A 22,958-nucleotide genomic window follows, 5' to 3' on the forward strand; every position below is an offset into this window, starting at 1 on the left:
GCGGCGACGGTATCCTCCCCGGACACCGCCGCCGGCCCTTCCTCCCCAGGAAACCGTGCAATACCAGCCTTTGGCCCGGCTCTCAGGCCGGGTTCTGGGCAGCCGCGACGGCGGCTTCGATTTCGCTCTTCATCGGATTACGGCGCAGCGTCAAGCCGCCGTTCACCTGAAGGTTCTCGCCAGTCATGAAGCACTCGTCGCTCGCGAGCCAGACGACGGCGGCGGCGATGTCGTCGCTGGTACCGATCCGGCCCAGCGGATAACCCGCCAGGAAGGCGTCGAACAGCCCCGGCACCCGGCTGGCATCCGCCGTCATCGGCGTATCGGTAAGCCCGGGCGAGATCGAATTGGCCCGCACGCCCAACGCGCCGAATTCGTGCGCGATACAGCGGATGACGTGATCGGCGCCCGCCTTGGTGCCCATGTAGGCGGCGTGGTCCTCCAGCATGATCGTCGCCGTCGCCGAACTGATCTGGATCAGCGAGCCGCCGCGCCCGCCACCATCCCCGCCCGGCCGGCGCGCCATCTTGCCGACCATCGCCTGGTAGAAGTGGAAAGGCCCGACGTACTGCAGCATGGTCATCGCCATGAGTTCCTCGTGCGTCGTCTCGAGGAAGCCCTTGAGCAGCCCCCAGCCGGTGGCATTGACGGCAATGTCGATGCCGCCCAGCCGCTCGGCCGCAGTGTCCGCCAGAGCGTCCACGGCCGCCTTGTCGGTGAGGTCGCAGGCTGCCCATTCGCATCCATGTTCCTGCGCGAAATCGGCCAGGACGTCGCTCTTGCGGCCGGAAACGAGGACGCTGGCGCCCTCGTCCAGCAGCCGCCGCGCGATGTGCTGGCCCATGTTGCCGATGCTGCTCGCCCCCAGGACGACCGCACGCTTTCCTTCGAGACGTCGCATCCCGGCCTCTCCTCCTTGTTGTGTCGCCGAGCGCTAGCACGCCGCGCGCGCCGCCATTCCTGATCAAAGAAATAGTGGCCATCGCCGGCCTGAGCGGCGACACCACGGGCTCTCGAAAGAAACCGCGCGTGTGTGCCGCAGAAGCGCAAAGACATGGGAGCGCAAGACATGGATCTCGGACTGAAGGGCCTCAAGGCCATCCTCGTGGGCGCGAACGGCGGCATCGGCCGCGTCGTCGCGCATGTACTGGCGGCGGAGGGGGCCGACATCGCCATCTGCGGCCGCTCGCAGGACAAGGTCGACAAAGTGCTCTCCGAAATCGCGGCAGCCGGGGCCAAGGGCTACGGCGAGGCGCTCGACGTGACGCAGGTGGAGGCGGTTCCCGCCTTCGTCGACAAGGCGGCGGCGGCCCTGGGCGGCTGCGACATCTTCATCAGCTTCACCTCGACCAATCTCGGCGAGGACACCGACGCCGCCTGGGACGCGGTGATGCAGGCGGATATCCTGCCGATGCGCCGCGGCATCGCCGCCGCGCGGCCTTATCTCGCCAAATCCGGCAACGGCTCGATCGTGTGCCTCAGTTCGACCGGCGCGGTCGAGGAATTCATGGGGGTCCAGCCCTACAACGCGCTGAAGGCGGCGGTGATGAACTATGCCTCCACCCTGTCGCAGGCGCTGGCGGCGGAAGGCATCCGCGTGAACTGCTTCACCCCCGGCCCGATCATGACCGAGGACGGCCCCTGGCCCAAGATCAAGGACGCTGTTCCCGACTTCTACAATGCGACGCTGGCGAACATGCCCTCGGGCCGCTTCACCACCGGCGAGGAACTGGCCAAGGCGATCGCCTTCGTCGTCTCGCCGACCTGCAAGGCGATGACCGGCGCCAACATCGTGGTCGACAACGGCTATACCAAGCGCACCCAGTTCTAGGATTCCCCGCGCCTTCGCAGGACAAAAGCGGCGGACCGAAAGGTCCGCCGTTTTTGCGTGCGCGCGCGGCGAGGTCAGAGGGAAGAGGTGTCACCTTACGAGCGGTAACGGACGGCCGGGCATCGAGCGCATGGCAGCGAAGGCGTGCCGTGTGCAGGAAAGCGGACGTTGCCATGCCGTTCAGAAGAGCCCGATCGTCATCCCGGCGCATGCCGGGACCGTGGGCAGATCTTGAGGCGAAAGTTCTCGTAAGGGCACCCCGCCGCGAGGTCGCTTCTAAAGACTGCCCACGGTCCCGGCATGCGCCGGGATGACGCTGTTCGAGAAAGGACATGGTAGCCCTCTCCCCTTCAGGCGAGAGGGCTACCGTCACCCCCAACGCTCAGTGCCGCACCATCGCGCCGCCATCGACCCACAACCCGTGGCCGGAGACGAACCGCGCGTCCTCGCTGCACAGGAACGCCACCACGTCGGCGATGTCCCGCGGCTGGCCGAGGCGGCGCAGCGGGGCCTTGCCTTCCCAGAACGTGCGGTATTGCGGCATCTGGTCAAAGGCGGGCGCGGTCATCGGGGTGTCGATGGCACCGGGCTGCACGCATGTCGCGGTGACGCCGAAGGGGCCGAGTTCGGCGGCGATCGACTTGGTCAGGCCCAGCACCGCGTGCTTGGAAGCGGAGTAGGCGCAGAGCCCCTCGTCCCCGTAAGTCGAAGTGGTCGAGCCGATGGTGACGATCCGTCCGGCGCCGTGGGCCTTGAGATACGGCGTCGCCTCGCGCACCAGCCGGAACACCGCGATCAGGTTCACGTCGAGCACGCGCTGGAAATAAGCGTCGTCATGCCCTTCGAGGGCATGGAACGTGCTGATTCCAGCGCAGGGCACGACGACGTCGAGCCCGCCCATCCGCTCCACCGCCGCCGCGACGAGGCGCGCGTTGGCATCGGCGCCGGTCAGATCCTCGACGAAATCGACCTCGCCCCGGATGTCGGCGGTGAAGACTTGCGCCCCGTCCGCCGCCAGACGCGCCGCAACGGCCGCGCCGATGCCCGATCCCGCCCCGGTGACCACGGCACGGCGGCCTTGGAGCTTGCCGCCGCTCATGCGATCTTCAACACGAGCTTGCCGGTGTTCGCGCCCGAGAACAGGCGCATGAACGCCGGATAGACGTTCTCCAGCCCCTCCTGCACGTCCTCGTCGGCGCGCAGCCTGCCCTCGGCCAGCCACTGCGCCATTTGCGCGCCGCCCTCGGCGAAGCGGTGGGCGTAGTCGGCGATCAGGAAGCCGTGGATCGTCGCACGCCGCGCCAGGATCTGCCACAGGTTGCGCAGGCCCAGCTTTTCGGGCGTGTTGTATTCGGCGATCAGGCCGCACAGGACGATGCGGGCGTTATGCGCGAGGGTGAAGACTTCCGCCTCCAGCACCGCGCCGCCGACGTTCTCGAACACCACGTCGACGCCGTCCGGCGCCGCCGCCGCGATCTCGGCCACAAGGGCGGCGTGATCCTTGCCCTTGTAGTCGATCGCCGCGTCGAAGCCGTAGTCCTCGATCAGGCGGCGGCACTTCTGCGCGCCGCCGGCGATGCCGATCACGCGGCAACCCATGATCCGGCCGATCTGGCCCACCGCCGAACCCACCGCGCCCGCCGCGCCGGAGACCAGCAGCGTCTCGCCGGCCTGCGGCTTCGCCACTTCGGTCAGCCCGAAATAGGCGGTCAGCCCCACTGCCCCCAGCGCCGAGAGGAAGTTGGAAGGCGAGGCCACCGCCGTCACGTCGATCGGCAGGGTGAACCCGCCCGGCATGGCGACCGAGTAGTCCTCCAGCGCATTGAGGCCCATCACCCATTGCCCCGCCGCGAAGTCCGGGTTGTCGGAGGCATGGACCACGCCCACCGTGGTCGCCCGCACGGGATCGCCGAGCGCGATCGGCGGCATGTAGCTTTCGGCATCGTCCATCCACCCGCGCTGCGCCGGATCTAGCGAGGCATAGTGGTTGCGCACGATGATGCCGCCGGGCGGCGGCGGCGGAACCGCCTCGCTCACCAGCGTGAAGTCTTGCGCTACGGGCTCACCCACAGGCCTGCGCGCGAGCAGGAATCGCCGGTTCTCGGCCATGGCATCGATCTCCTCTTGGTTACGCGAGTGGTCCGATTTCGGACACGATCCCGCACCTGTGCAAATCGACAGGTAAGGCGCGCCGCGATCCGATGCATAGTGAGCACCGGAAGACGGCCCAACACAGATTCACGGCCGCACCGGGAGGATCATCTGATGGCATCCGCATTTGTACGCGGAGCGCGTGGTAGCGCGCTCATCAAACTCGCACTCGCATCCAGCGCCCTGACCTGTATCTCCGCGCCCGCCCTGGCGCAGGACGCCGCGCCCGTCGCGGCGCCGGCAACGGTGGACCCGAACGAAATCATCGTCTCGGCCCGCCGCCGCTCGGAAACGCTGCAGGAGACCCCGGTGGCGATCACCGCGGTCAACGCCGCGATGCTGGAGAACAAGGCCTCGGCCAACATCGGCGACCTGCAGGGCGCCGCGCCGGGCCTGCTCATCACCCAGCAGAATTCGGGCGCGCAGGCGGCCAACATCTCGATCCGCGGCCTGACTTATGCCGACATCGAGAAGTCGCAGACCCCGACGGTGGGCGTCGTGGTGGACGGCGTGACGATCGGCACCAACACCGGCCAGTTGCAGGACGCCTTCGACATCGCCCAGATCGAAGTGCTGCGCGGGCCCCAAGGCACGCTGTTCGGCGCCAACACCATCGGCGGGGTCATCAACATCACCCGCACCAAGCCGACGATGGAGCCGGGCGGCAAGGTCGAATTCACGTACGGCCGCTGGAACACCTGGGCCGGCAAGGCGATCGTCAACTACGGCGACGGCGAGACCTGGGGCATCAAGGGCTGGTACTTCCACAACGAGACCGACGGTTTCTACCACAACGCCATCCGCGACACGAGCGCGGGCGGCAGCAAGGGCGACAGCTACGGCGCCAGCCTGCTGTTCGAACCCGCCGGTTCGGGCTTCGACGCGCAGCTATCGGTCGAGAACGTGGTGCAGAGCTTCGAGCCGGTGGTCAGCAACCTGACCAACAGCACCGAGCTGTTCTGCGGGTTGATCCCCGCCAACGAATGCGGCCGCAACAACACCACCGACCTCTACACGGTGTTCACCCTGCCCGCGAAGAGCAAGTACCGCGCACCCAACGCCACGCTGCAGATGAACTACGACCTGGGCGAGATCAAGCTCAGCTCGATCACCGGCTGGCGCCACAGCAAGGAAGCGCAGACCCAGGATTTCGACGGGTCTTCCAGCGATCTCTACTACGTCGATCGCCGCCAGAAGTACACGCAGTGGAGCCAGGAGCTGCGCGCCGCCGGTAACCTGTTCACCGGGTTCGACTATGTGGTGGGCGGCTACTACTTCCACTCCAAGTACAGCCTGACGCAGTGGACGCGCTTCTTCGGCTTCGATCCCTCGGTGCCGCCGATGGAGTTCGACCAGGATGCGCAGACCAACCTCGGCAAGACCACCAGCTACGCCTTCTTCGGCGACTTCAACTGGGCCTTCGCCGACAAGTGGCGCCTCTCGTTCGGCGGCCGCTGGAGCCATGACAACAAGAAGCTGACCAACAGCTTCGCCACCCAGGGCCTGATCGGCACCGGCGATGCGAACTTTACCAAGTTCACGCCCAAGGTCGGCATCGACTATCGCCCGAGCGGCGACGTCATGCTCTACGCCAGCTGGTCGCGCGGCTACCGCTCGGGCGGGTTCAGCCCGCGCGCCGCCACCGCCGCCACCGCCAGCACGCCGTTCCAGCCCGAGACGGTGGACGCCTACGAACTGGGCGCGAAGCTGGCGATGTTCGACCGCAAGCTGGAACTCAACGTCGCCGGCTACGTGTCCGACTACAAGAACATGCAGCAGAACCTGACGGTGCCGGGCGGTCCGCTGGGCAACCAGACGATCACCGGCAACGTACCGGGCGGCGCGCTCATCAAGGGCATCGAGGCCGACGCCACGCTGCGCATCACCTCGCAGCTGCGCATCACCGCCTCGACCGCCTACATGAAGTCGCACTTCCGCAACTTCGTGACCTGCGGCGCCTATGCCGCCGGAACCGTGGCCACCAACGACTGCGGCACGGGGCTGGTGCCGTACAACTACTCGGCCAACCGCCTGATCTACGCGCCCAAGTTCACCGGCTCGATCAATGCCGACTACGAAGTGCCGACCAGCTTCGGCAAGATCGTGGCGACGGCGGGCTGGCGCCACATCAGCCCCTACGACGAGCAGATCTCGCAAGGGCCGCTGACCACCACCACCAACGGCGCGGGCGAAGTGACCGAAGTGACCGTCAACGGCAACGACGCGCGCGTGCGCACCACCACGCAGGATCTCGTCGACGCCAGCCTGACCTTCAACTTCGATATCGGCGACAAGGAAGCCTACTTCCGCGTCTTCGGCCGCAACCTGGCGAACGAGAAGACGACCACGCACGCGTTCACCGTCGCCGGGCTGTTCTCGTTCGGCATGGCGCTCGAACCGCGCACTTACGGCGCCACGGTCGGCGTGAAATTCTGATTTTTATCAGCCCCCTGGCTCGATCGGGGGGCACAATCCGGGGTGTTCGGCATTTCCCCTGCCGGACACCCCCAGTTTTGATGGAGCAAGTACGATGGGCCGTCTCGAAGGCAAGATCACTCTGGTAACCGGCGCGGGCAACGCGCGCGGTCTCGGCGCCGCGACCGCGCAGCGCTTCGCACAGGAAGGGGCCTTCGTCTACGTCACCGACCTTCGGCTGGAAGACGCCGAGGGCGTCGCCGCCGCGATCCGCGAGGACGGTGGCCAGGCCGAGGCCCGCGCGCAGGACGTCACCAGCGAAGCATCGTGGGACGAGTTGTTCGCCGCCATCGAGCAGGGCCACGGCCGGCTCGACGTGCTGGTCAACAACGCCGGCATCGCCGTGCTCAAGCCGCTGGAGCAACTCACTGCCGCCGACTGGGAAAAGCAGAACAAGGTCTGCCTCGACAGCGTGTTCTACGGCACCCAGCGCGCCGTCGCGCTGATGCGCAAGGTCGGCCAGGGCGGCTCGATCGTGAACCTCTCGTCGATCGGCGGGCTGGTCGGGGTGCCGATGTGCGGCGCCTATGCCGCAGCCAAGGGCGGCGTGCGCGTGTTCTCCAAGGTGGTGGCGATGGAATGCGCAGCCCAGGAGATCCGCTGCAACTCGGTCCACCCGGGCATGATCGAGACGGCGATGCAGGACGTCGCCCGCCGCGACAACCCGGAAGGCTTCAAGGAGATCGTCGGCGGCATCCCGATGAAGCGCATGGGCACGCCGCTGGACATCGCCAACATGAACCTGTTCCTCGCCAGCGACGAGGCGAACTACATCACCGGCTGCGAATTCGTGGTCGATGGCGGCGTGACCGCGATGTGATCCCTATCCCTCCCCGAGCTTGCCTCGGGGAGGTGGCAGCCCGTCAGGGCTGACGGAGGGGAAGCCTGAAAGCCCTTCCCCTCCACCACCGCCTGCGGCGGCGCCCCCCTCCCCGGGCAAGCGCGGGGAGGAATGGCTTGCGATCCGCCCCGGCGCGCTTTACCGCCCCGCTCATGGCCAAAGCAGACCGTCTCGAACGCCTCGACGCCCACCGCGCCGACCTTGAGGTCGAATACCGCGAGGCGCTCGTCGCCGCGCTCAAGGTCTGCGCCTCCGGCAAGTGGGGCCTGTTCGACCACAACGCCGATCGCCACGCGCGCGCCTTCGTCGCCCCCGTCATCGCCCACCTCGCCGAACTGGGCGCGGAGATCGACGCCGCGCGCGAGACGCTGTTCATGGAGCCCTTCGAACTGCAGCAGGAATTCCTCGCCGCACGCGGGCCGGTGGATTCGCAATCCGTGGGGGAGCCCAAGCAGGCGAAGGCCTGGCTGGAACGGCTGGCGGCGTAACCGCTACAGCCGCACCACCACCTTGCCGATGTTGCGACCCGTCAGCATCCGCTCGTAGGCGGTGAGCACGTTCTCCAGCCCGGCGGTCTCGTCGAAGCGCACCGCCAGCGTCCCGGCGTCGAGCCATTGGCGCAGCTGCGGCATGAATTCGGCGCCGCGGTGGAGGAAGTCGGGGATGAAGAAGCCCTCGATCCGCAGGCGCCGCATCAGCACCTGATCGAATTTCGCCGGGCCCGGCATCGGCGCATCACTGTCGTAGCCCGCGACCATGCCGCAGACCGCGACACGGCCGTAATGCGCCATGGTGCCCAGCACCGCGTCGAGGATCGGGCCGCCGACGTTGTCGAAGAACGCATTGACCCCGCCGGGCACTTCGGCCAGCCGCGCGGCGACGTCCTCGCCCCGATAGTCGATCGCCATGTCCACGCCGATCTCGTCCAGCAGGTAGCGGCACTTGTCCGCGCCGCCGGCAATGCCGACGACTTTCGCGCCGAGGTTGCGGCCGACCTGGCAGGCGAGGCTCCCGGTCGCCCCCGCCGCCGCCGAGACCACCAGCCACTCGCCCGGCTTCACCGCGGCGACTTCCTTCACGCCGACGTAAGCAGTCCAGGCATTCATGCCGAGCGCGCCGAAATGCTGGCGCGGATCGGTGACCGTCTCGTCCACCACTTCCAGCCCGGTCAGCGCCGGAACCACGGTGGCGATATCGGCCCACTGCCCGAAGCCGCGCACCAGCACGCCGACCGGATAGGCGGCATCCCTGCTCTCGATCACCCGGCCGAGCACCAGCCCGACCATCTTCGCGCCCAGCGGCAGCGGCGGCTGGTAGCCATCGGTGCGCGGGCTCATCCACATGCGCGTGCCCGCATCCATCGACAGCCATTCGACCGCGATGCGCACTTCGCCCTCGGCGAGCGGCAGGCAATTCTCCTCCTGCAGGCTGAGGAAGCGGGCGAAATCGGTATTGCCCTCGGGGTGGCGGTCCAGTCGCCAGAAACGGCAGCGCGTCAATTCGGTCTCCTCTCCAGTGGCGCGCACCCTCGCGCCCGCTTGCCCGCAGGCCACCTGTCCAAACTGTTAGGGCTATCCGTTTGCACAGGCCTGCTCTCCGGATGCCCCCGCTAGGCTGGAGGAAAGAACGATTACACGGGAGGTTTCTGAAATGCACCGCCACAAATCCGTCCTGCTGGCATCCAGCATGTTCGCGATCATCGCCGCCCCTGCCTTCGCGCAGGAGGCACCCGCCGCGCAGGACGACGCCGCGCAGCAGCAAGGCGGCCTCAACGACATCATCGTCACCGCGCGCAAGCGGCAGGAGACCGCGCAGGACGTGCCCGTCGCCGTCACCGCGATCACCGCCGCGCAGATCGCCACGCGCGACGTCACCAGCGTCGAGAAGATCACCGCGATCGCCCCGCAGTTCAGCGTCGGCCGCGCCTCCAACGGTTCGGGCGCGCAGCTCACCTTGCGCGGGATCGGCTCGTCCTCGACCTCGATCGGCATCGAGCAGTCGGTCGCGGTCGTCGTCGACGGCGCCTACTACGGCCAGGGCCGCGTCATCAACGAGGGCTTCTTCGATCTTGCCCGCGTCGAGGTTCTGAAGGGCCCGCAGGCGCTGTTCTTCGGCAAGAACGCCACTGCCGGCGTGATCTCGATCACTTCCGCCGACCCCACCGACAAGCCCGAGTTCATGATCAAGGGCGGCTACGAGTTCAAGGCGCAGCAGTACCGCATCGAGGGTTACGCCTCGGGCCCGCTGACCGATACGCTGGGCTACCGCATCGCCGCGCGCTACTCCAAGATGGACGGTGGCTACTACCGCAACGAGGCCGACGACGTCACGTATACCGATTACGACGCCGCCACCGGAACCTCGACCGCGCACCTCGCCACCCCGGCCGACCGCAAGGCGCCGGGCGAGGAGGAATTCCTCGGCCGCGCCACCCTGAAATGGGAGCCGACCGACAACCTGACGGTCAGCCTCAAGGGCAGCATGGACCGCAGCGACGTCAACAACTCCTCGTGGAACTACGTCGCCTTCGCTTGCGGCAACGGCTCGACCTCGCAGCTCACGGGCGAATCCTGCGGCAAGCACTTCGTCACCTACCAGAACAACATGCCCGCCGACATCGCCGCGAACTTCCCCTACGCCAAGAGCGACGGTTCGCTGTACAACCGCTATCGCTCCGCCGGCGGCACGCTCAACGTGACGTACAACACCGACGAACTGCAGCTCTCCTCGGTCACCAACTACCAGTGGAACAACAACCGCTGGGCCTGCGCCTGCGATTTCCAGTCCGGGTCCGGCGCCAACTGGGCGACCGAGAACTCTTCATGGAAGGCGTTCAGCCAGGAACTGCGCGCGCTTACCCAGTTCGACGGGCCGTTCAACATGATGGTGGGCATGCTCTACCAGAAGACCCGGCGTGACTTCGAGCAGTACGTCATCACCGGTGCCGTCTCCAACTCCGACGCGCCCGAGGGCCTGGAATCGGTCGCCACCGCCAAGACCAGCTTCACCAAGGGCGAGACGATGGCCGTGTTCGGCCAGGCGACCTACAAGATCCTGCCCGACCTCGAACTGGCCGGCGGCGTGCGCTACACCGACGAGACCAAGAACAGCTACTTTACCCAGTTCTACAACAACCCGCTGCTGACCGGCATCTTCCGCGACCAGAACGACCCCGACGGCCTCGGCGTCGTCACCGCGCGCCAGCACTTCACCAACTGGTCGCCCGAAGCCACGCTGACCTGGAAGGCGACGCCCGACTTCATGGTCTACGGCGCCTACAAGACCGCCTACAAGTCGGGCGGGTTCTCGAACGGCGGCATCAACTCCAAGTTCTCGAGCGATCCCACGGCCGACCTGACCTTCGATCCCGAGCGGGCGCAGGGCTTCGAAATCGGCCTCAAGTCCACCCTGCTGGACCACCAGCTGCGCTTCAACGTCACCGCCTTCACCTACAAGTACAAGGACTTGCAGGTCGACTTCTTCAACTCGCCGATCTTCGCGTTCCAGACGCTGACCGCCGACGCGCGCACCAAGGGCGTCGAGGTGGAGTTCCAGTTCGCGCCGCACGCGGTCCCGGGCCTCGACCTGCACGGCTCGATCAACTACGACAAGGCGCGCTACACCAGCTTCCCGCTGGCGCCGTGCTATGCCGGTGAAACCCAGGCCGAGGGCTGCAACCTTGCCGGCAACACCCGCCAGGACCTGTCCGGCGCGCCGCTCTCGGTCGCCCCGAACTGGACCGGCAACCTCGGCATGAACTACGAGATGTCGGTCGGCTCGGCCAACAAGCTAGGCTTCAACGTCGATGCCAAGTATTCGGGCAGCTACCTCGCCTCGGGCTTCGGCAACCCGCTGTCGCGCCAGGGCAAGTACGTAACGCTCGACGCCGGCCTGCGCTTCGGAGCGGAGGACGACAACTGGGTGCTGGCGCTGATCGGCAAGAACCTGACCAACCGCTTCTACGTGACCGGCGTGGTCGACGGCCCCTCGACCGGCTCGGCCTCGGGCGGGGTGACTGGCCTGAAGGCCGACCAGCTCGGCTTCGGCACCCTGCCGCGCACGGTCATGGTGGAAGTGACCAAGCGGTTCTGAACGGCCCGGCATGCTCCACCGGTCCCCGGGGCCGGTGGGCTTGCGGCTGCCCCTTGGACACGCTCAGGGTGAGCGGGGTTGGTGTAAAGTCCCAACACCGCTCAGGCTGAGCCTGTCCAAGCCCCCCTCGGCATGACGCTCATTGTGCGCCCCATTTGTTGCGCCGCAGCGCAACTTTTCTGTAGGCCGCGCCGCCATAGGGCGCTAGTCCACGGGCATGACATACCGGCGCGAAGCTATCCGGCGCCGCGAAAGGACTGCCCGATGAAGACCCCCCGTATCCTCGCCGCGCTGCTGCTTTGCGCCGCCCCCGCCGTGATCGCGGCCACCTCCCAGCCTGCCGGCATCGACGAGGCGGCGATGGACAAGGCGGTCAAGCCGGGCGACGAATTCTACCTCTTCTCCGCCGGCGCCTGGCTGGCCAGGGCCGAGATCCCCGCCGACCGCAGCCGCATCGGCGCCCACACCGTCGCCGCCGACGAGACCGAGCGCCAGCAGACCGCGCTGATCGACAAGATCCTCAAGAGCACCCCCGCGCCCGGTTCGGACGAGGCGAGGATCGGCGACTACTGGCGCGCCTACATGGACACCGCCGCGATCGACCGGCTCGGCATCGCCCCGCTCAAGGCCGACCTGACGCGCTACGCCGCGATCCGCGACAAGGCGGCGCTGGTCAGGGTGCTGGGCGAGCAGACCGAGGCCGACCTCGACCTGTTCAACAACAACAACGACATGGCGACGGAAAACCTGTTCGGCCTGTTCATCACCAAGGCGCTCAAGAGCGACGAGGTGGTGCCTTACCTGTTCCAGGGCGGCATCGCCCTGCCCGACCGCGAATACTACCTGTCGGCCGAGCCGCGCATGGCCAAGATCCGCGCCGACTACGCGAAGTACATCGCCGACCTGCTGCGCCTTGCCGGCATCGACCAGCCCGAGGTCCGCGCCGCACGCATCGTCGCGCTCGAAACCAGGATCGCGCACGCGCACCCGAGCAAGGCCGAGACCGCCGACTTCACCACCGGCGGCACGCTGTGGTCGCGCGCGGACTTCGCCGCCAAGGCCCCCGGCATGGACTGGAACGCCTGGTTCGATGCCGCACGCATGCCGCGCCAGCAGACCTTCGACGTCTACAGCCCCGGCGCCGTCACCGGCCTTGCCGCCCTCGTCGGCTCCGAGCCGCTGGACGCGTGGAAGGACTGGCTGGCGTTCCACCGCATCAACGCACAGACCGACGTGCTGCCCACGAAGTTCGACGCGCTGCACTTCGCCTTCTTCGACACCACCCTGTCGGGCACCCCGCAGCAGCGCACGCGGGAGAAGCGGGCGCTGTCCTCGGTCAATACCGACCTCGGCATGCCCTTCGGCAAGCTCTACGTGCGCGAATACTTCCCGCCCGAGGCCAAGGCGCAGGTCGAGGACATGTCGACCCGCATCAAGCATGCCTTCGCCCGCCGCATCGACGCGCTCGACTGGATGAGCCCCGCCACCCGCAAGGAAGCGCGCGCCAAGCTGGAAGGCATGGTCGTCAGCGTCGGCTATCCGGACGTCTGGCCCGACACCTCTATGATCGTCATCAAGCCAGGGCAGGCTTACGCCAACCGCATGTCGGCGATCCGGGGCTATACGCTGCAGCAGCTCTCGAAGCTCGGCAAGCCGCAGGACCGGGGCGAGTGGTGGATGACCCCGCAGCTGGTCAACGCGGTGAACCTGCCGGTGCAGAACGCGCTGAACTTCCCCGCCGCGATCCTGCAGAAGCCGTTCTTCGATCCGGCGGCCGACCTTGCCGCCAACTACGGCGCGATCGGCGCGGTGATCGGCCACGAGATCAGCCACAGCTTCGACGCCAGCGGCGCGGCGGTGGATGGCAACGGCATCCTGCGCGACTGGTGGACCAAGGAAGACCTCGACCACTTCAAGGTCCAGACCAAGGCGCTGGTGGCGCAGTACGACGCCTACCGGCCGTTCCCCGACCTGCATCTCAACGGCGAGCTTGAACTGGGCGAGAACGGCGCCGACGTGGCCGGCCTCGCGGCGGCCTACGACGCCTACCGCGAGGCGCTGGGCGGCAAGGAACTGCCGGTGATCGACGGTTATACCGGCGACCAGCGCTTCTTCATCGCCTTCGCCCAGAGCTGGGCCGACAAGACCCGCGAGGGGGCGCTACGCCGGCAGGTGATCGGCAACGCCCATGCGCCGGGCCGGTATCGCGCGCTGACCGTGCGCAACGTCGATGCCTGGTACAAGGCGTTCGACATCAAGCCCGGCGACGCGCTCTACCTGCCGCCGGAAAAGCGCGTGAAGCTGTGGTGAGGTGATGACGATGGCTCCGCGTCATCCCGGCCTGTACCGGGACCGCGGGCCATCTTCCATGGGCTTGAACCACCGTTCGTCATTGCGAGCGAAGCTCCCAATGACGAAGGTTTGGGGACGGGATGACGGCCTGGCCTGTCAGACCCCGCGCGGGGCGTGCTGGCGGTGGATGTTGCGGAACGAGCGGCTCTTGAACAGCCACTGCCCGTCGATCCTGACGCAAGTATCCTCGTAGACCCCGCGGTCGCGCATGGTCACGCCGTCCTGGTCGTAGACCTCCGAGGTGTAGCTGCGCATCACCGCGGTGTCGCCGGACACCGCGATCGATCCCGGCCAGGCCTCGAACATGATGCCAGGATAGGCCTTCATCGCCTCGATCCACATGGCGACGATCGCCTCGCGGCCCTTGGTGGTGCCCAGTTCGGGATAGTCCGGCAGCGACCATTCCGCATCCTCGGCCCAGGTCGCGCCCCAGTCCCGGGCATCGCGGCGCGTCACCGCGTCGGCGTAAGTCTCCAGCAACTCGCGGATGGCGAGGCGGTCCTCGAAGGGGCCGGTGAAGGGCATCTCAGCATTCTCCCATGTCGTTTCCGCAGCAGGCTAGCCCCTGCCCCGCACGGCGAAACTATGGCTTGTGCGAGTTATGGCCATCGTATTCAGACGCCCACCGGCCGTTCGTTCGGCCCCGGCGCTTCGTCCGGCACGGCGACCTCGATCATCCCGCCCTCGATCCGCAAAGGGAAAGTCCGCAGGTCCGCGTAAGCGCCGCCGATGCAGCGGCCGGTCGCCGCCTCGAAGCGGGCGCCGTGCAGCGGGCACATGATCGCCCCGCGCCGGACGCGGCCGGGCGAGAGCAGCGCCGCCTGATGGGTGCAGCGGTCGTTGACGGCGCGGAAGCCGTCCTCGACCCGGACGACCAGCACGCTCCAGCCGCCGAGCCGGATCGCGGCCTTGCCCTCCTCGGGAAATTCGGCCTCGGCGATGACGGGGTGGAAGGTTTCGCTCATGGTTGCCATGATATCCCTGCTCAGATGCGCACCAGCGTCTTGCCGATGGTGCGGCCGGACATGAGGTCGATGAAGGCGGCGGGCAGGGTCTCGAACCCGTCGCGCACGTTGGCGAGCGGGCGCAGCTTGCCCTCGGCCACCCACTGGTCCAGCTCGGCCTGCGCCTGCGCCAGGACGTGCGGGTAGTCGTAAGTGATGAAGCCCTGCATCCTGATCCGGTTGACCACCAGCTGCCACAGCGTCTTCACGCCGTGGGGATGGTCGGCATCGTTGTACTGGCCGATCATGCCGCACACCGCGACGCGCCCGTGGAGACGCATCAGCGGCAGGATCGCCTCCAGCATCTCGCCGCCGACGTTGTCGAAGTAGACGTCCACGCCCTCCGGCGCGGCCCGGGCGATCTCGGCGGCGATGTCGGGCGTGGCGCGGTAGTCGATCGCCGCGTCGAAGCCGAGATCGCGGATGACCTCGGCCTTGTCGGCCGATCCCACCAGCCCGATGACCTTGCAGCCCCGGGCCCTGGCGATCTGCCCGACCGTAGAGCCCGTGGCGCCCGCCGCCGCGCTGACCACCACCGTCTCGCCCGGCTTCGCCTCGCCCACCGCGAACAGGCCGACCCAGGCGGTGAGCCCCACCGGCCCCAGCGCGCCCATGTAGTGATGGAGTTCGGTGCCGGGCTGGCGATGCACCTTCTCGAGTCCCCAGCTCTCACCCGAAAGCAGGTAATGGTCCTGCCAGGTCGCGAAAGCCCTTACCAGCGTGCCGACCGGATAGTCGGGGTTGTTGGACTCCACCACCTCGCCCAGCGACATGCCGTTGATCGGCGCGCCCAGCGCGACCGGCTCGATGTAGCTGGGCCGGTCGTCGAGGAAGCCCCGGATCGCCGGATCGACCGAGCCGACCCGCATCGCCACCACGAACTCGCCGGGTCCGGGGACGGGCATGTCCGTCTCGGCCAGTCGGAAATCCTCGGGCACCGGCATGCCCTGCGGGCGCCGCGCCAATACTATCTGTCTTGCCTTTCCCATGCCTGCCTGCTTACCCGCGCCGGGCCGCCGCGAAAGGCTGGTCTAAACGCTAGGTTTGCGCCGGGCGCGCCTATGGTCAAACTCCGCGCCAAACAGATACGGCACGGAGCAGGACCGATGAGCATGACCCCGCAGGCAATCACCGACCTCGTCGATCGGCTCTACGCCGCAGCCGGGGCGGGTGACTGGGAGACGGCGAATGCGATGCTGGCCGACGACTTCGTCGCTCACGAATCCGATGCCCTGCCGATGGCGGGCGCCTATCGCGGCAAGACCGGACTGCAGGATCTGTTCGGCAAGGTGATGGGCATGGTCGATGTCGTCGGGCTGGAACGGACCGACCTGCTGGTCGGCACCGACAGCGCGATCGCGGTGCTGGAAATGCGCTTCGCCGATCCCGCCCTTCCCCCCGCGCAAGTCTGCGAGATGTTCCGCTTCCGGGACGGCCTGTGCACCGAGATCAAGCCGTACTACTACGACCCGGCGCCTTTCGTCGCGGCGGCGGCGGCCAAGGCCGAAACCGCCTGACAGCAGGGCCGCTTCAGCCGCTCACCTGAACCGCCGCGCCCTCGGCCAGACCGAGCAGGGCGGCGGTGGCCGGTGAAACGAGGGCATGGTCGCCCGCGATCCGCACCGCCGCGCGGGTCGCCCGGAACCCGGCGATGGCGGCGGTGGAGACGAGCACGGGCTCGGCCCCGTCCGGGACGTCGCCGATGCGCAGCGGCAGGGTGCGGGCCTGCGCCAGCGTGCGGATGGCATCGCGCGGGGCGGTCATCGTCGGGCCGCCGTCGAAGATGTCGACGAGCCCGGAATGGCGAAAGCCCTCCGCTTCCAGCATCCGCTTCGCCGGAACGCCGTGCCGGTGCACCGCGCCGATCGCCTTGCGCGCGCCGTCGTCCACCAGTTCGAGATAGATCGGATGGCGCGGGGCGAGGTCGCGGATGAACTGGCCGTCGGTGGAGGTTATCATGCGGTCCGCATCCTCGAAGGGCAGGCGGAAGAACTTGCTGGCGATGCCGTCCCAGAACGGGCTGTCGTCGGCCTCGTCGAACCAGCCGCGCAGTTCGGCCATCACCGTATCGCAGAACCGCTCGCGCGCGGCGCCGATCAGCAGGTAGCGCGAGCGGGCGAGCAGCGATCCCGCCCCGCTCTGCCGCTTGCCGGGCCGCAGGAACAGCGAGCCGACTTCCGAGCATTCGCCGCACTCGTTCACCAGCACCAGCGCCTTGTGGTCGAAGCGCGTCTGGGTGGCCGAGGAATACTGCTCCATCGTCACCACGCGGAACGAGAAGTGCGGGCGCTGGATGCCGACCCCGCCCTTCACCGCCGCCACGCCCTCGACCTGCCCACTCGCGATATTCTCGAGCATCAGGACATACCACGCCTCGCGCGCGGGCACTTCGGCGGCGAAGCTGGCCTGCGACAGCGCGAGGCGTGTCGACAGCACGGCGCGGTCCTCCGGCAGGCTGGTGAAGCCCCGGCCGGAGAGGTACGCCAGTTCCATCAGCACGTCGATGTCGGCGGGCCCCGCCTGACGCACGACGAGCATCAGGCCGCCTTCTGCAGCGAGGCGCGCGTGGCGGCGAAGGCGGCTTCGAGGCGCACGACCGCCTCGTCCGCTTCCGCGCGGGTGACGAGCAGCGAGGGCAGCAGGCGCACGCAGTTCTCGCCGCCGCCCGCGATCAGCAGGCCGTGGTCGCGCGCGGTGGCCATCATCTCGCGGTTGTCGGTGACCAGCCTGACGCCGATCAGCAGCCCCTTGCCGCGCACGTCCACGGCAATGTCGGGATAGCGGGCGACGAGTTCGCCCAGCCGGGCTTTGAAATACGCGGAAACCGCCTGCACATTGGCCAGCGTCTCCTCGGCCGCAATCAGGTCGAAGGCCGCGCCGGCCACCGCCATCGCCAGCGGGTTGCCGCCGAAGGTGGTGCCGTGGACGCCCACCGTCATGCCGTCCGCCGCCTTCGCGCTGGCAAGGCAGGCGCCGACCGGGAAGCCGCTGCCCAGCGCCTTCGCCAGCGCCATGATGTCGGGCGCCAGCCCCTCGAACCACTGGTGCGCGAACAGCTTGCCGGTGCGGCCCATGCCGCACTGCACTTCGTCGAAGATCAGCAGCGTGCCGGTCTCGTCGCAGAGCTGGCGCACCCGGCGCAGCCAGGCTTCGTCGAGCGCGCGGGCGCCGCCCTCGCCCTGCACCGGCTCGACCACCACGGCGGCGGCGGTCGGGCGGCGGATCGCCGCCTCGATCGCGTCCATGTCGTCGATCGTCAGCTGCTCGTAGCCGGGCAGGCGCGGCCCGAAGCCATCGAGGTAGGACGGATTGCCCGAGGCATTGACCGCCGCGTAGCTGCGTCCGTGGAACGATCCCGCGAAGCCGAAGATGTCGATGCGTTCCGGCCGGCCGTTGACGGCATGGTGGCGCCGCGCGGCCTTGAGTGCGCATTCGATCGCCTCGGTGCCCGAATTGGCGAAGAACACCACGTCGGCGAACGAGCTGCCGGTCAGCTTGCGCGCCAGTTCCTCCTGCCCCGGAATGCGGAAGATGTTGGAGACGTGCCACAGCTTGCCCGCCTGTTCGGTCAGCGCGGTGACGAGCGCAGGGTGCGCGTGGCCAAGGCCGTTGGTGGCGATGCCCTGCACGCAGTCCAGGAACACGCGCCGGTCGGCGGCGTGGAGCCACATGCCTTCACCGCGTTCCACTTCGACGGGCGCGCGGTTGTAGACCGCCATCAGTTCGTTCGACATGTGCTGGGCTACTCCATTCCAAAGTCTATGCGCCCGCCGGGGACGGGCGCGAAAAGGCGTTGCACCGCACCCGCCAGCCGCCGCACCGGGGCGGGCACGAAGCGCGGGTAATGGGCGATGTTGCGCGGGCCAATGCCGTGCTCGGCGCTGAAGCTGCCGCCGTATTCGCGGACGACGGCATCGAAGATGATCGCCCGCGCCCGCTCCACCGCCGCGACATCGACCGGCCCGGCGGCCCTGGGCCAGACGCAGTTGTAGTGCAGGCCACCGTCGCCGATGTGGCCGAAATCGTGCGGCACCAGCGCGGGGACTGCGGCGGCGAGGCGCGCGGCCATGTCCTCGCGAAAGCGCATGACGTCGCCGCGCTTCAGCGCGATGTCGCAGGCGACCACGGTGCCGCTCGCGCGCAGGCCCTCGGGCACGGCATGGCGGATGTGCCAGAGGCCGTCCCGGTGGTCGATCGCGACGTCGATGATGGGCGCATCCTCGCCCTCCATCAGCGGGGCGAGGAGGTTGGCCAGCCGCTCCTCCAACCACTCCGCCTCGAACATCGCGCCTGCCGAGATTTCCAGCAGCACCGCGTAAGGCGGGACTTGCGCGAAGGGCGCGCGCAGGCCCGGCACATGGCCGAGCGCGGCCTCGAGCGCCGCCGGGCCGATCCCCTCGAAGGCCGACAGAAGGGTGCCAAGGCCGCTCTCGACGGCGCCCAGCAGGTCCACGGCGGCACCGGGATCGCGCAAGGCGACCATCGCCGTCAGTTGCACGGCGGCAAGCGGCTGCAGTGCCACCGTCACTTGCGTGACGATCCCCATCGACCCGCCGCTGCCCACCAGCAGCTGCTTCAGATCCAGCCCGGTGTTGTTCTTCCACAGCGGCGCGCCGAGCGTCAGGCGCGTGCCCTCGGCATCGGCCATGACCACGTCGAGCGCCATCAGGTTGGCGCGCACGTCACCATAGCGCAGCAGCCGCGCGCCGCCGGTATTGGCCGCGACCATGCCGCCGAGCGAGGGATCGGCGCCGAGATCGATCGGGAAGAACAGCCCGTGCTCCGCCGCCGCCGCGTTGAGCGCGGAGAGACGCACGCCCGCATCCACCGTGGCGCTGCGGTTGACCGGATCGATCGCGATCCGCCGCGACAGCCGGTCGAGATTGACGACCAGGTCTTCCTCGCCGGCCAGCCCGGCCCCGGCAAGGCCGGTACGGGCGCCCTGCACCACCAGCCGCACACCCTCGGCCGCCGCCAGCCGCACCAGCGCCGAAACCTCATCCGCCGTGGCCGGGCGCACCACCGCCAGCGGCACGCCGCCGCCCGCCCCTCGCCCGTCGCTGCGATAGCCGGCGACATCGTCCGGCGCGGTGAGCACTTGTCCCGCGCCGACGATCGCCTCCAGCCGGGGCAGCAAGCGGGCAGGCCGGTCGCTCATGCCGTCTTGGTCATGTGGAAGATGCCGGTGGCATTGCCGCTGTCGAACGACAGGTCGAGGCAGCCGCTCTCCGGGTCCACATCGCGGCTGATGAACTCGTAGAACGAGCCGGGAACCATGATCCGCACCTCGCCGCCGGGCACGGCGAAAGTCCGCTCGACCATGTCGGCGCGGTACGCGGTCTGGCGCACGCGGCCGGTGCGCGAGAATTCGACCTTCTCCTTCATCGGCCGCCCCATCGCCTTCTGCCCGTCGGCCAGATCGACGACGTTCGGCACCCGGTCGGTCGCGTGATTGAAGGCATTGCCCTCGGTGGCGATCCAGGCGGCTTCCTTCGAGGCGATCTTCAGCGCCTCGTAATCGGCGAGCGTGGGCGTGTCGTGCTGGCGGCCAAACGCCTCGACGAACGTGGATAGGACGCGCGCGGCCTCCGCGAAGGACAGCGCCTGCCCCGCCGCGAAGCGCGCGAGCGCGGCCTGCGCCGCCGCATCGAGCGGATCGCGCGAGGAGCCGAAGACCCGCGCCGCCACTTCAGCGAAATCGGCGTCGAATTCCTCGACATGCAGTTCGCTGACGAAGAACTGCGGGATCGTCTCCGGGAAGTCGCGGTGGCGATAGGCGCGCCCGGTCATGCGCAGCGCGGGCAGCGGATAGATCGCCGCTTCCTCGTAACCCAGCGGCTCCAGGATGCGGCGGAAGGCCAGCTCGCCCGCCGGCAGCGCGCCGGTGCTGCCCTCGGCGAAACGGATCGTGCGGATGGCGCCGTGATCGAAGCAGACGGTGCCCTGCGCCGCGCGCACCTCGGCGACGTACCCGGCACCGCTCGGTACGCGCTCCAGCAGGTCGGCGAAGAGAACGAAGTTGAGCGCCGCCGCGAAGTCCGCGCGCGACACGCCCTGCCCGTCGCTCGCCGCGACCGGCACCATCGGTTCGAGCACGCCGGCGATACCCGCCGCGCGCCCTTCGCCAAGCACCGTCGCGGCCAGGGCATGGGCGACACATTCATTCTGAACGATCATTACAGGGCATCTCGTCAAGGACGCGATATGCGAATATATGGCATTATGACCGCCATCCCGAAATGGATTTGGATCATCTGCAGATGACATACTGGAATGAGTGACGCATGAACGAGGGGCGCCAGCACCTGCCGCCCATGGCCGCGCTCAACACGTTCGTCGCAGCCGCGCGGCTGGGCAGCTTCTCACGCGCGGGCGATCACGTCGGGCTGACGCAAAGCGCGGTGAGCAAGCAGATCTCGATCCTCGAGGACTGGCTGCAGATGCCGCTGTTCGAACGGCGCGGCCGCCGGGTCACGCTGAACGCCGCCGGACAGGCCTATGCCGAGCAGATCCGCCCCGCACTCGACCGCATCCGCTCGGCCACCGAGCAGGCGCTGCGCCGCCGCGAAGGGCGCGAGCTGTCGATCGCGACGCTGCCCAGCTTCGGCATGCGCTGGCTGGCACCGCGCCTGCCGGGCCTGACCGAGCGCCATGCCGGGATGACGGTGAACTTCGCGCTGCGCTCCTTCCCGTTCGACTTGCGCGACGAAGGCTTCGATGCCGCCATCCACTTCGGCCAGCCCGACTGGCCCGATGCCTCGCACTTGTTCCTGTTCCGCGAGGAAACCGTAGTGGTCGCCTCTCCCGCCTGGCTGGAGGCGCAGGCAGTGACTTCCCCGCGCGACCTGCTGCGCGCGCCGCTGCTGTTCCAGTCCTCGCGCCGGGGCGCCTGGACGCGGTGGTTCGCGGGATGCGGGATCATGGACGTCCCCGATCTCAAGGGCCCCACCTTCGAGCAGTTCCTGATGCTGGCGCAGGCCGCCGCCTCCGGCCTCGGCGCGGCGCTGGTCCCGCGCTTCCTGATCGATCCGGAACTGCGATCGGGCACGCTGGTCATGCCCTTCGCGCAAGGGCTGACCAGCGACGACGCCTATTACCTCGTCCGCCGTCCCGACTGGGAGAACGACCCGGCGCTCAAGGCCTTCAGCGAATGGATCGTCGAAGAAGCGGCGGATAATTCCATCTGACCGCAAAATGCTTTAGCAGGACGGAAGATGACGACCGACAACCAGACCGCGCCGGAGCGGACCACGGCCACCGATGGCATGACCTGGATCCCCGGCGGAGCCTTCACGATGGGCTCCGAACGCTTCTACCCCGAAGAAGCACCTTCACGGCGCGTCGCGGTGGACGGCTTCTGGATCGACACCGCCCCCGTCACCAACCGCCAGTTCGCCGCTTTCGTCGCGGCGACCGGATATGTCACCGTCGCCGAGGTCGCCCCCGATCCCAGGGACTATCCCGGCATGCTGCCCGGCATGGATCGCGCCGGATCGCTGGTGTTCCACAAGACCGCGGCCCCCGTCGACACCGCCGATCCCGGCAACTGGTGGCGCTTCGAATTCGGCGCCGACTGGCGCCATCCGCTCGGCCCGGACAGCGACGTCGACAGCCTCGGCCTATGGGACCACCCGGTGGTGCAGGTCGCCTATGCCGACGTCGAGGCCTATGCGCAATGGGCGGGCAAGGCACTGCCGACCGAGGCGGAATTCGAGTTCGCCGCGCGTGGCGGCCTCGACGACGCCGACTATGCCTGGGGCGACGAACTGGCGCCCGGCGGCGCGATGATGGCGAACTACTGGCAGGGGCTGTTCCCTTTCGCCAACCAGTTGCTCGACGGCTGGGAGCGCACCTCGCCGGTGCGCACTTATCCGGCCAATGGCTACGGCCTCTTCGACATGATCGGCAACACCTGGGAATGGACCTGCGACTGGTGGAGCGACAATCCCGGCGCCGGGAAGAAGAAGGCCGGGCAATCGTGCTGCACCGTCAGCAACCCGCGCGGCGGCAAGCTGAAGGACAGCTTCGACCCTGGCCAGCCCGGCGTGCGGATCGGCCGCAAGGTGCTGAAGGGCGGCTCGCACTTGTGCGCGGCCAACTACTGCCAGCGCTACCGCCCGGCCGCGCGCCATCCCGAGATGATCGACACCGCCACCTCGCACATCGGCTTTCGCTGCGTGCTGCGCGCGGCGGGCTGATCCGGCCCCCGCTC

General features: G+C 68.3%; 20 protein-coding genes. 9 read left to right on the forward strand and 11 right to left on the reverse strand.

Annotation, left to right across the window (positions count from 1 at the left end; all coding sequences use genetic code 11):
* Window positions 1-82: 82 nt before the first annotated feature.
* Window positions 83-901 (reverse strand): SDR family oxidoreductase, encoded by an 819-nt coding sequence (locus tag V2S85_RS03630; RefSeq protein ID WP_330701507.1) that lies wholly within the window; start codon window positions 899-901, stop codon window positions 83-85.
* A gap of 168 nt (window positions 902-1,069) precedes the next feature.
* Between V2S85_RS03630 and V2S85_RS03635 the strand changes: the two genes are divergently transcribed.
* Window positions 1,070-1,831: an SDR family NAD(P)-dependent oxidoreductase gene (locus V2S85_RS03635; protein WP_330701508.1), complete on the forward strand. Its 762-nt coding sequence runs from the start codon at window positions 1,070-1,072 to the stop codon at window positions 1,829-1,831.
* A 382-nt stretch (window positions 1,832-2,213) separates the two neighbouring features.
* On the opposite strand, the gene V2S85_RS03640 is transcribed toward V2S85_RS03635, so the two are convergent.
* Window positions 2,214-2,930 carry an SDR family NAD(P)-dependent oxidoreductase gene (locus tag V2S85_RS03640; RefSeq protein WP_330701509.1) on the reverse strand — a complete coding sequence of 239 codons (717 nt, stop codon included), beginning with the start codon at window positions 2,928-2,930 and terminating at the stop codon, window positions 2,214-2,216.
* Window positions 2,927-3,940, reverse strand: a complete 1,014-nt coding sequence (locus V2S85_RS03645) for an NADP-dependent oxidoreductase (RefSeq protein WP_330701510.1) — start codon at window positions 3,938-3,940, stop codon at window positions 2,927-2,929. Before V2S85_RS03645 ends, V2S85_RS03640 begins: the two co-directional genes overlap by 4 nt.
* 156 nt (window positions 3,941-4,096) lie before the next feature.
* On the opposite strand from V2S85_RS03645, the gene V2S85_RS03650 reads away from it, so the two are divergent.
* From V2S85_RS03650 to V2S85_RS03660, 3 genes are all read left to right on the forward strand, one after another.
* Complete coding sequence (locus tag V2S85_RS03650) at window positions 4,097-6,418, forward strand: TonB-dependent receptor (protein WP_330701511.1); 2,322 nt, start codon at window positions 4,097-4,099, stop codon at window positions 6,416-6,418.
* Window positions 6,419-6,512: 94 nt separating this feature from the next.
* Window positions 6,513-7,277 (forward strand): glucose 1-dehydrogenase, encoded by a 765-nt coding sequence (locus V2S85_RS03655; RefSeq protein ID WP_330701512.1) that lies wholly within the window; start codon window positions 6,513-6,515, stop codon window positions 7,275-7,277.
* 173 nt (window positions 7,278-7,450) lie between these two features.
* Window positions 7,451-7,786 carry a hypothetical protein gene (locus V2S85_RS03660; RefSeq protein WP_330701634.1) on the forward strand — a complete coding sequence of 112 codons (336 nt, stop codon included), beginning with the start codon at window positions 7,451-7,453 and terminating at the stop codon, window positions 7,784-7,786.
* 3 nt (window positions 7,787-7,789) lie between these two features.
* Here V2S85_RS03660 and V2S85_RS03665 read toward each other — a convergent pair whose 3' ends face one another.
* Window positions 7,790-8,797 (reverse strand): NADP-dependent oxidoreductase, encoded by a 1,008-nt coding sequence (locus V2S85_RS03665; protein WP_330701513.1) that lies wholly within the window; start codon window positions 8,795-8,797, stop codon window positions 7,790-7,792.
* 151 nt (window positions 8,798-8,948) lie between these two features.
* On the opposite strand from V2S85_RS03665, the gene V2S85_RS03670 reads away from it, so the two are divergent.
* Window positions 8,949-11,390 carry a TonB-dependent receptor gene (locus V2S85_RS03670; RefSeq protein ID WP_330701514.1) on the forward strand — a complete coding sequence of 814 codons (2,442 nt, stop codon included), beginning with the start codon at window positions 8,949-8,951 and terminating at the stop codon, window positions 11,388-11,390.
* 264 nt (window positions 11,391-11,654) lie between these two features.
* Window positions 11,655-13,700 (forward strand): M13 family metallopeptidase, encoded by a 2,046-nt coding sequence (locus tag V2S85_RS03675; RefSeq protein WP_330701515.1) that lies wholly within the window; start codon window positions 11,655-11,657, stop codon window positions 13,698-13,700.
* A gap of 138 nt (window positions 13,701-13,838) precedes the next feature.
* On the opposite strand, the gene V2S85_RS03680 is transcribed toward V2S85_RS03675, so the two are convergent.
* The 3 genes from V2S85_RS03680 to V2S85_RS03690 form a co-directional block, all read right to left on the reverse strand.
* Entirely contained in the window at window positions 13,839-14,267 is a 429-nt protein-coding gene (locus V2S85_RS03680; protein WP_330701516.1) for a nuclear transport factor 2 family protein, read from the reverse strand.
* 89 nt (window positions 14,268-14,356) lie between these two features.
* On the reverse strand, window positions 14,357-14,707 hold the full coding sequence (locus V2S85_RS03685; protein WP_330701517.1) for a Rieske (2Fe-2S) protein: 351 nt from the start codon (window positions 14,705-14,707) through the stop codon (window positions 14,357-14,359).
* Window positions 14,708-14,727: 20 nt separating this feature from the next.
* Complete coding sequence (locus tag V2S85_RS03690; protein WP_330701518.1) at window positions 14,728-15,735, reverse strand: NADP-dependent oxidoreductase; 1,008 nt, start codon at window positions 15,733-15,735, stop codon at window positions 14,728-14,730.
* A gap of 117 nt (window positions 15,736-15,852) precedes the next feature.
* Between V2S85_RS03690 and V2S85_RS03695 the strand changes: the two genes are divergently transcribed.
* Window positions 15,853-16,263 (forward strand): nuclear transport factor 2 family protein, encoded by a 411-nt coding sequence (locus V2S85_RS03695; protein WP_330701519.1) that lies wholly within the window; start codon window positions 15,853-15,855, stop codon window positions 16,261-16,263.
* A 13-nt stretch (window positions 16,264-16,276) separates the two neighbouring features.
* Here the strand turns inward: V2S85_RS03695 and V2S85_RS03700 are convergent, their stop codons facing one another.
* The 4 genes from V2S85_RS03700 to V2S85_RS03715 are packed head-to-tail and all read right to left on the reverse strand — an operon-like array spanning window position 16,277 to window position 20,923.
* Window positions 16,277-17,284, reverse strand: a complete 1,008-nt coding sequence (locus V2S85_RS03700) for an arginine N-succinyltransferase (RefSeq protein WP_330701520.1) — start codon at window positions 17,282-17,284, stop codon at window positions 16,277-16,279.
* Window positions 17,284-18,480: an aspartate aminotransferase family protein gene (locus tag V2S85_RS03705; protein ID WP_330701521.1), complete on the reverse strand. Its 1,197-nt coding sequence runs from the start codon at window positions 18,478-18,480 to the stop codon at window positions 17,284-17,286. Before V2S85_RS03705 ends, V2S85_RS03700 begins: the two co-directional genes overlap by 1 nt.
* A gap of 8 nt (window positions 18,481-18,488) precedes the next feature.
* Window positions 18,489-19,904, reverse strand: coding sequence for an FAD-binding oxidoreductase (locus tag V2S85_RS03710; protein WP_330701522.1), 1,416 nt, complete (start codon window positions 19,902-19,904; stop codon window positions 18,489-18,491).
* Window positions 19,901-20,923: a 2-oxoadipate dioxygenase/decarboxylase family protein gene (locus V2S85_RS03715; RefSeq protein WP_330701523.1), complete on the reverse strand. Its 1,023-nt coding sequence runs from the start codon at window positions 20,921-20,923 to the stop codon at window positions 19,901-19,903. Before V2S85_RS03715 ends, V2S85_RS03710 begins: the two co-directional genes overlap by 4 nt.
* A 107-nt stretch (window positions 20,924-21,030) precedes the next feature.
* On the opposite strand from V2S85_RS03715, the gene V2S85_RS03720 reads away from it, so the two are divergent.
* Together V2S85_RS03720 and V2S85_RS03725 are read left to right on the forward strand one after the other, a co-directional pair.
* Complete coding sequence (locus V2S85_RS03720; protein WP_330701524.1) at window positions 21,031-21,933, forward strand: LysR substrate-binding domain-containing protein; 903 nt, start codon at window positions 21,031-21,033, stop codon at window positions 21,931-21,933.
* A gap of 78 nt (window positions 21,934-22,011) precedes the next feature.
* Entirely contained in the window at window positions 22,012-22,944 is a 933-nt protein-coding gene (locus tag V2S85_RS03725) for a formylglycine-generating enzyme family protein (RefSeq protein ID WP_330701635.1), read from the forward strand.
* Window positions 22,945-22,958: the final 14 nt, after the last annotated feature.

Origin of the sequence: Novosphingobium resinovorum (genome assembly GCF_036352595.1) — a bacterium.
Lineage (GTDB): Bacteria > Pseudomonadota > Alphaproteobacteria > Sphingomonadales > Sphingomonadaceae > Novosphingobium > Novosphingobium resinovorum_B.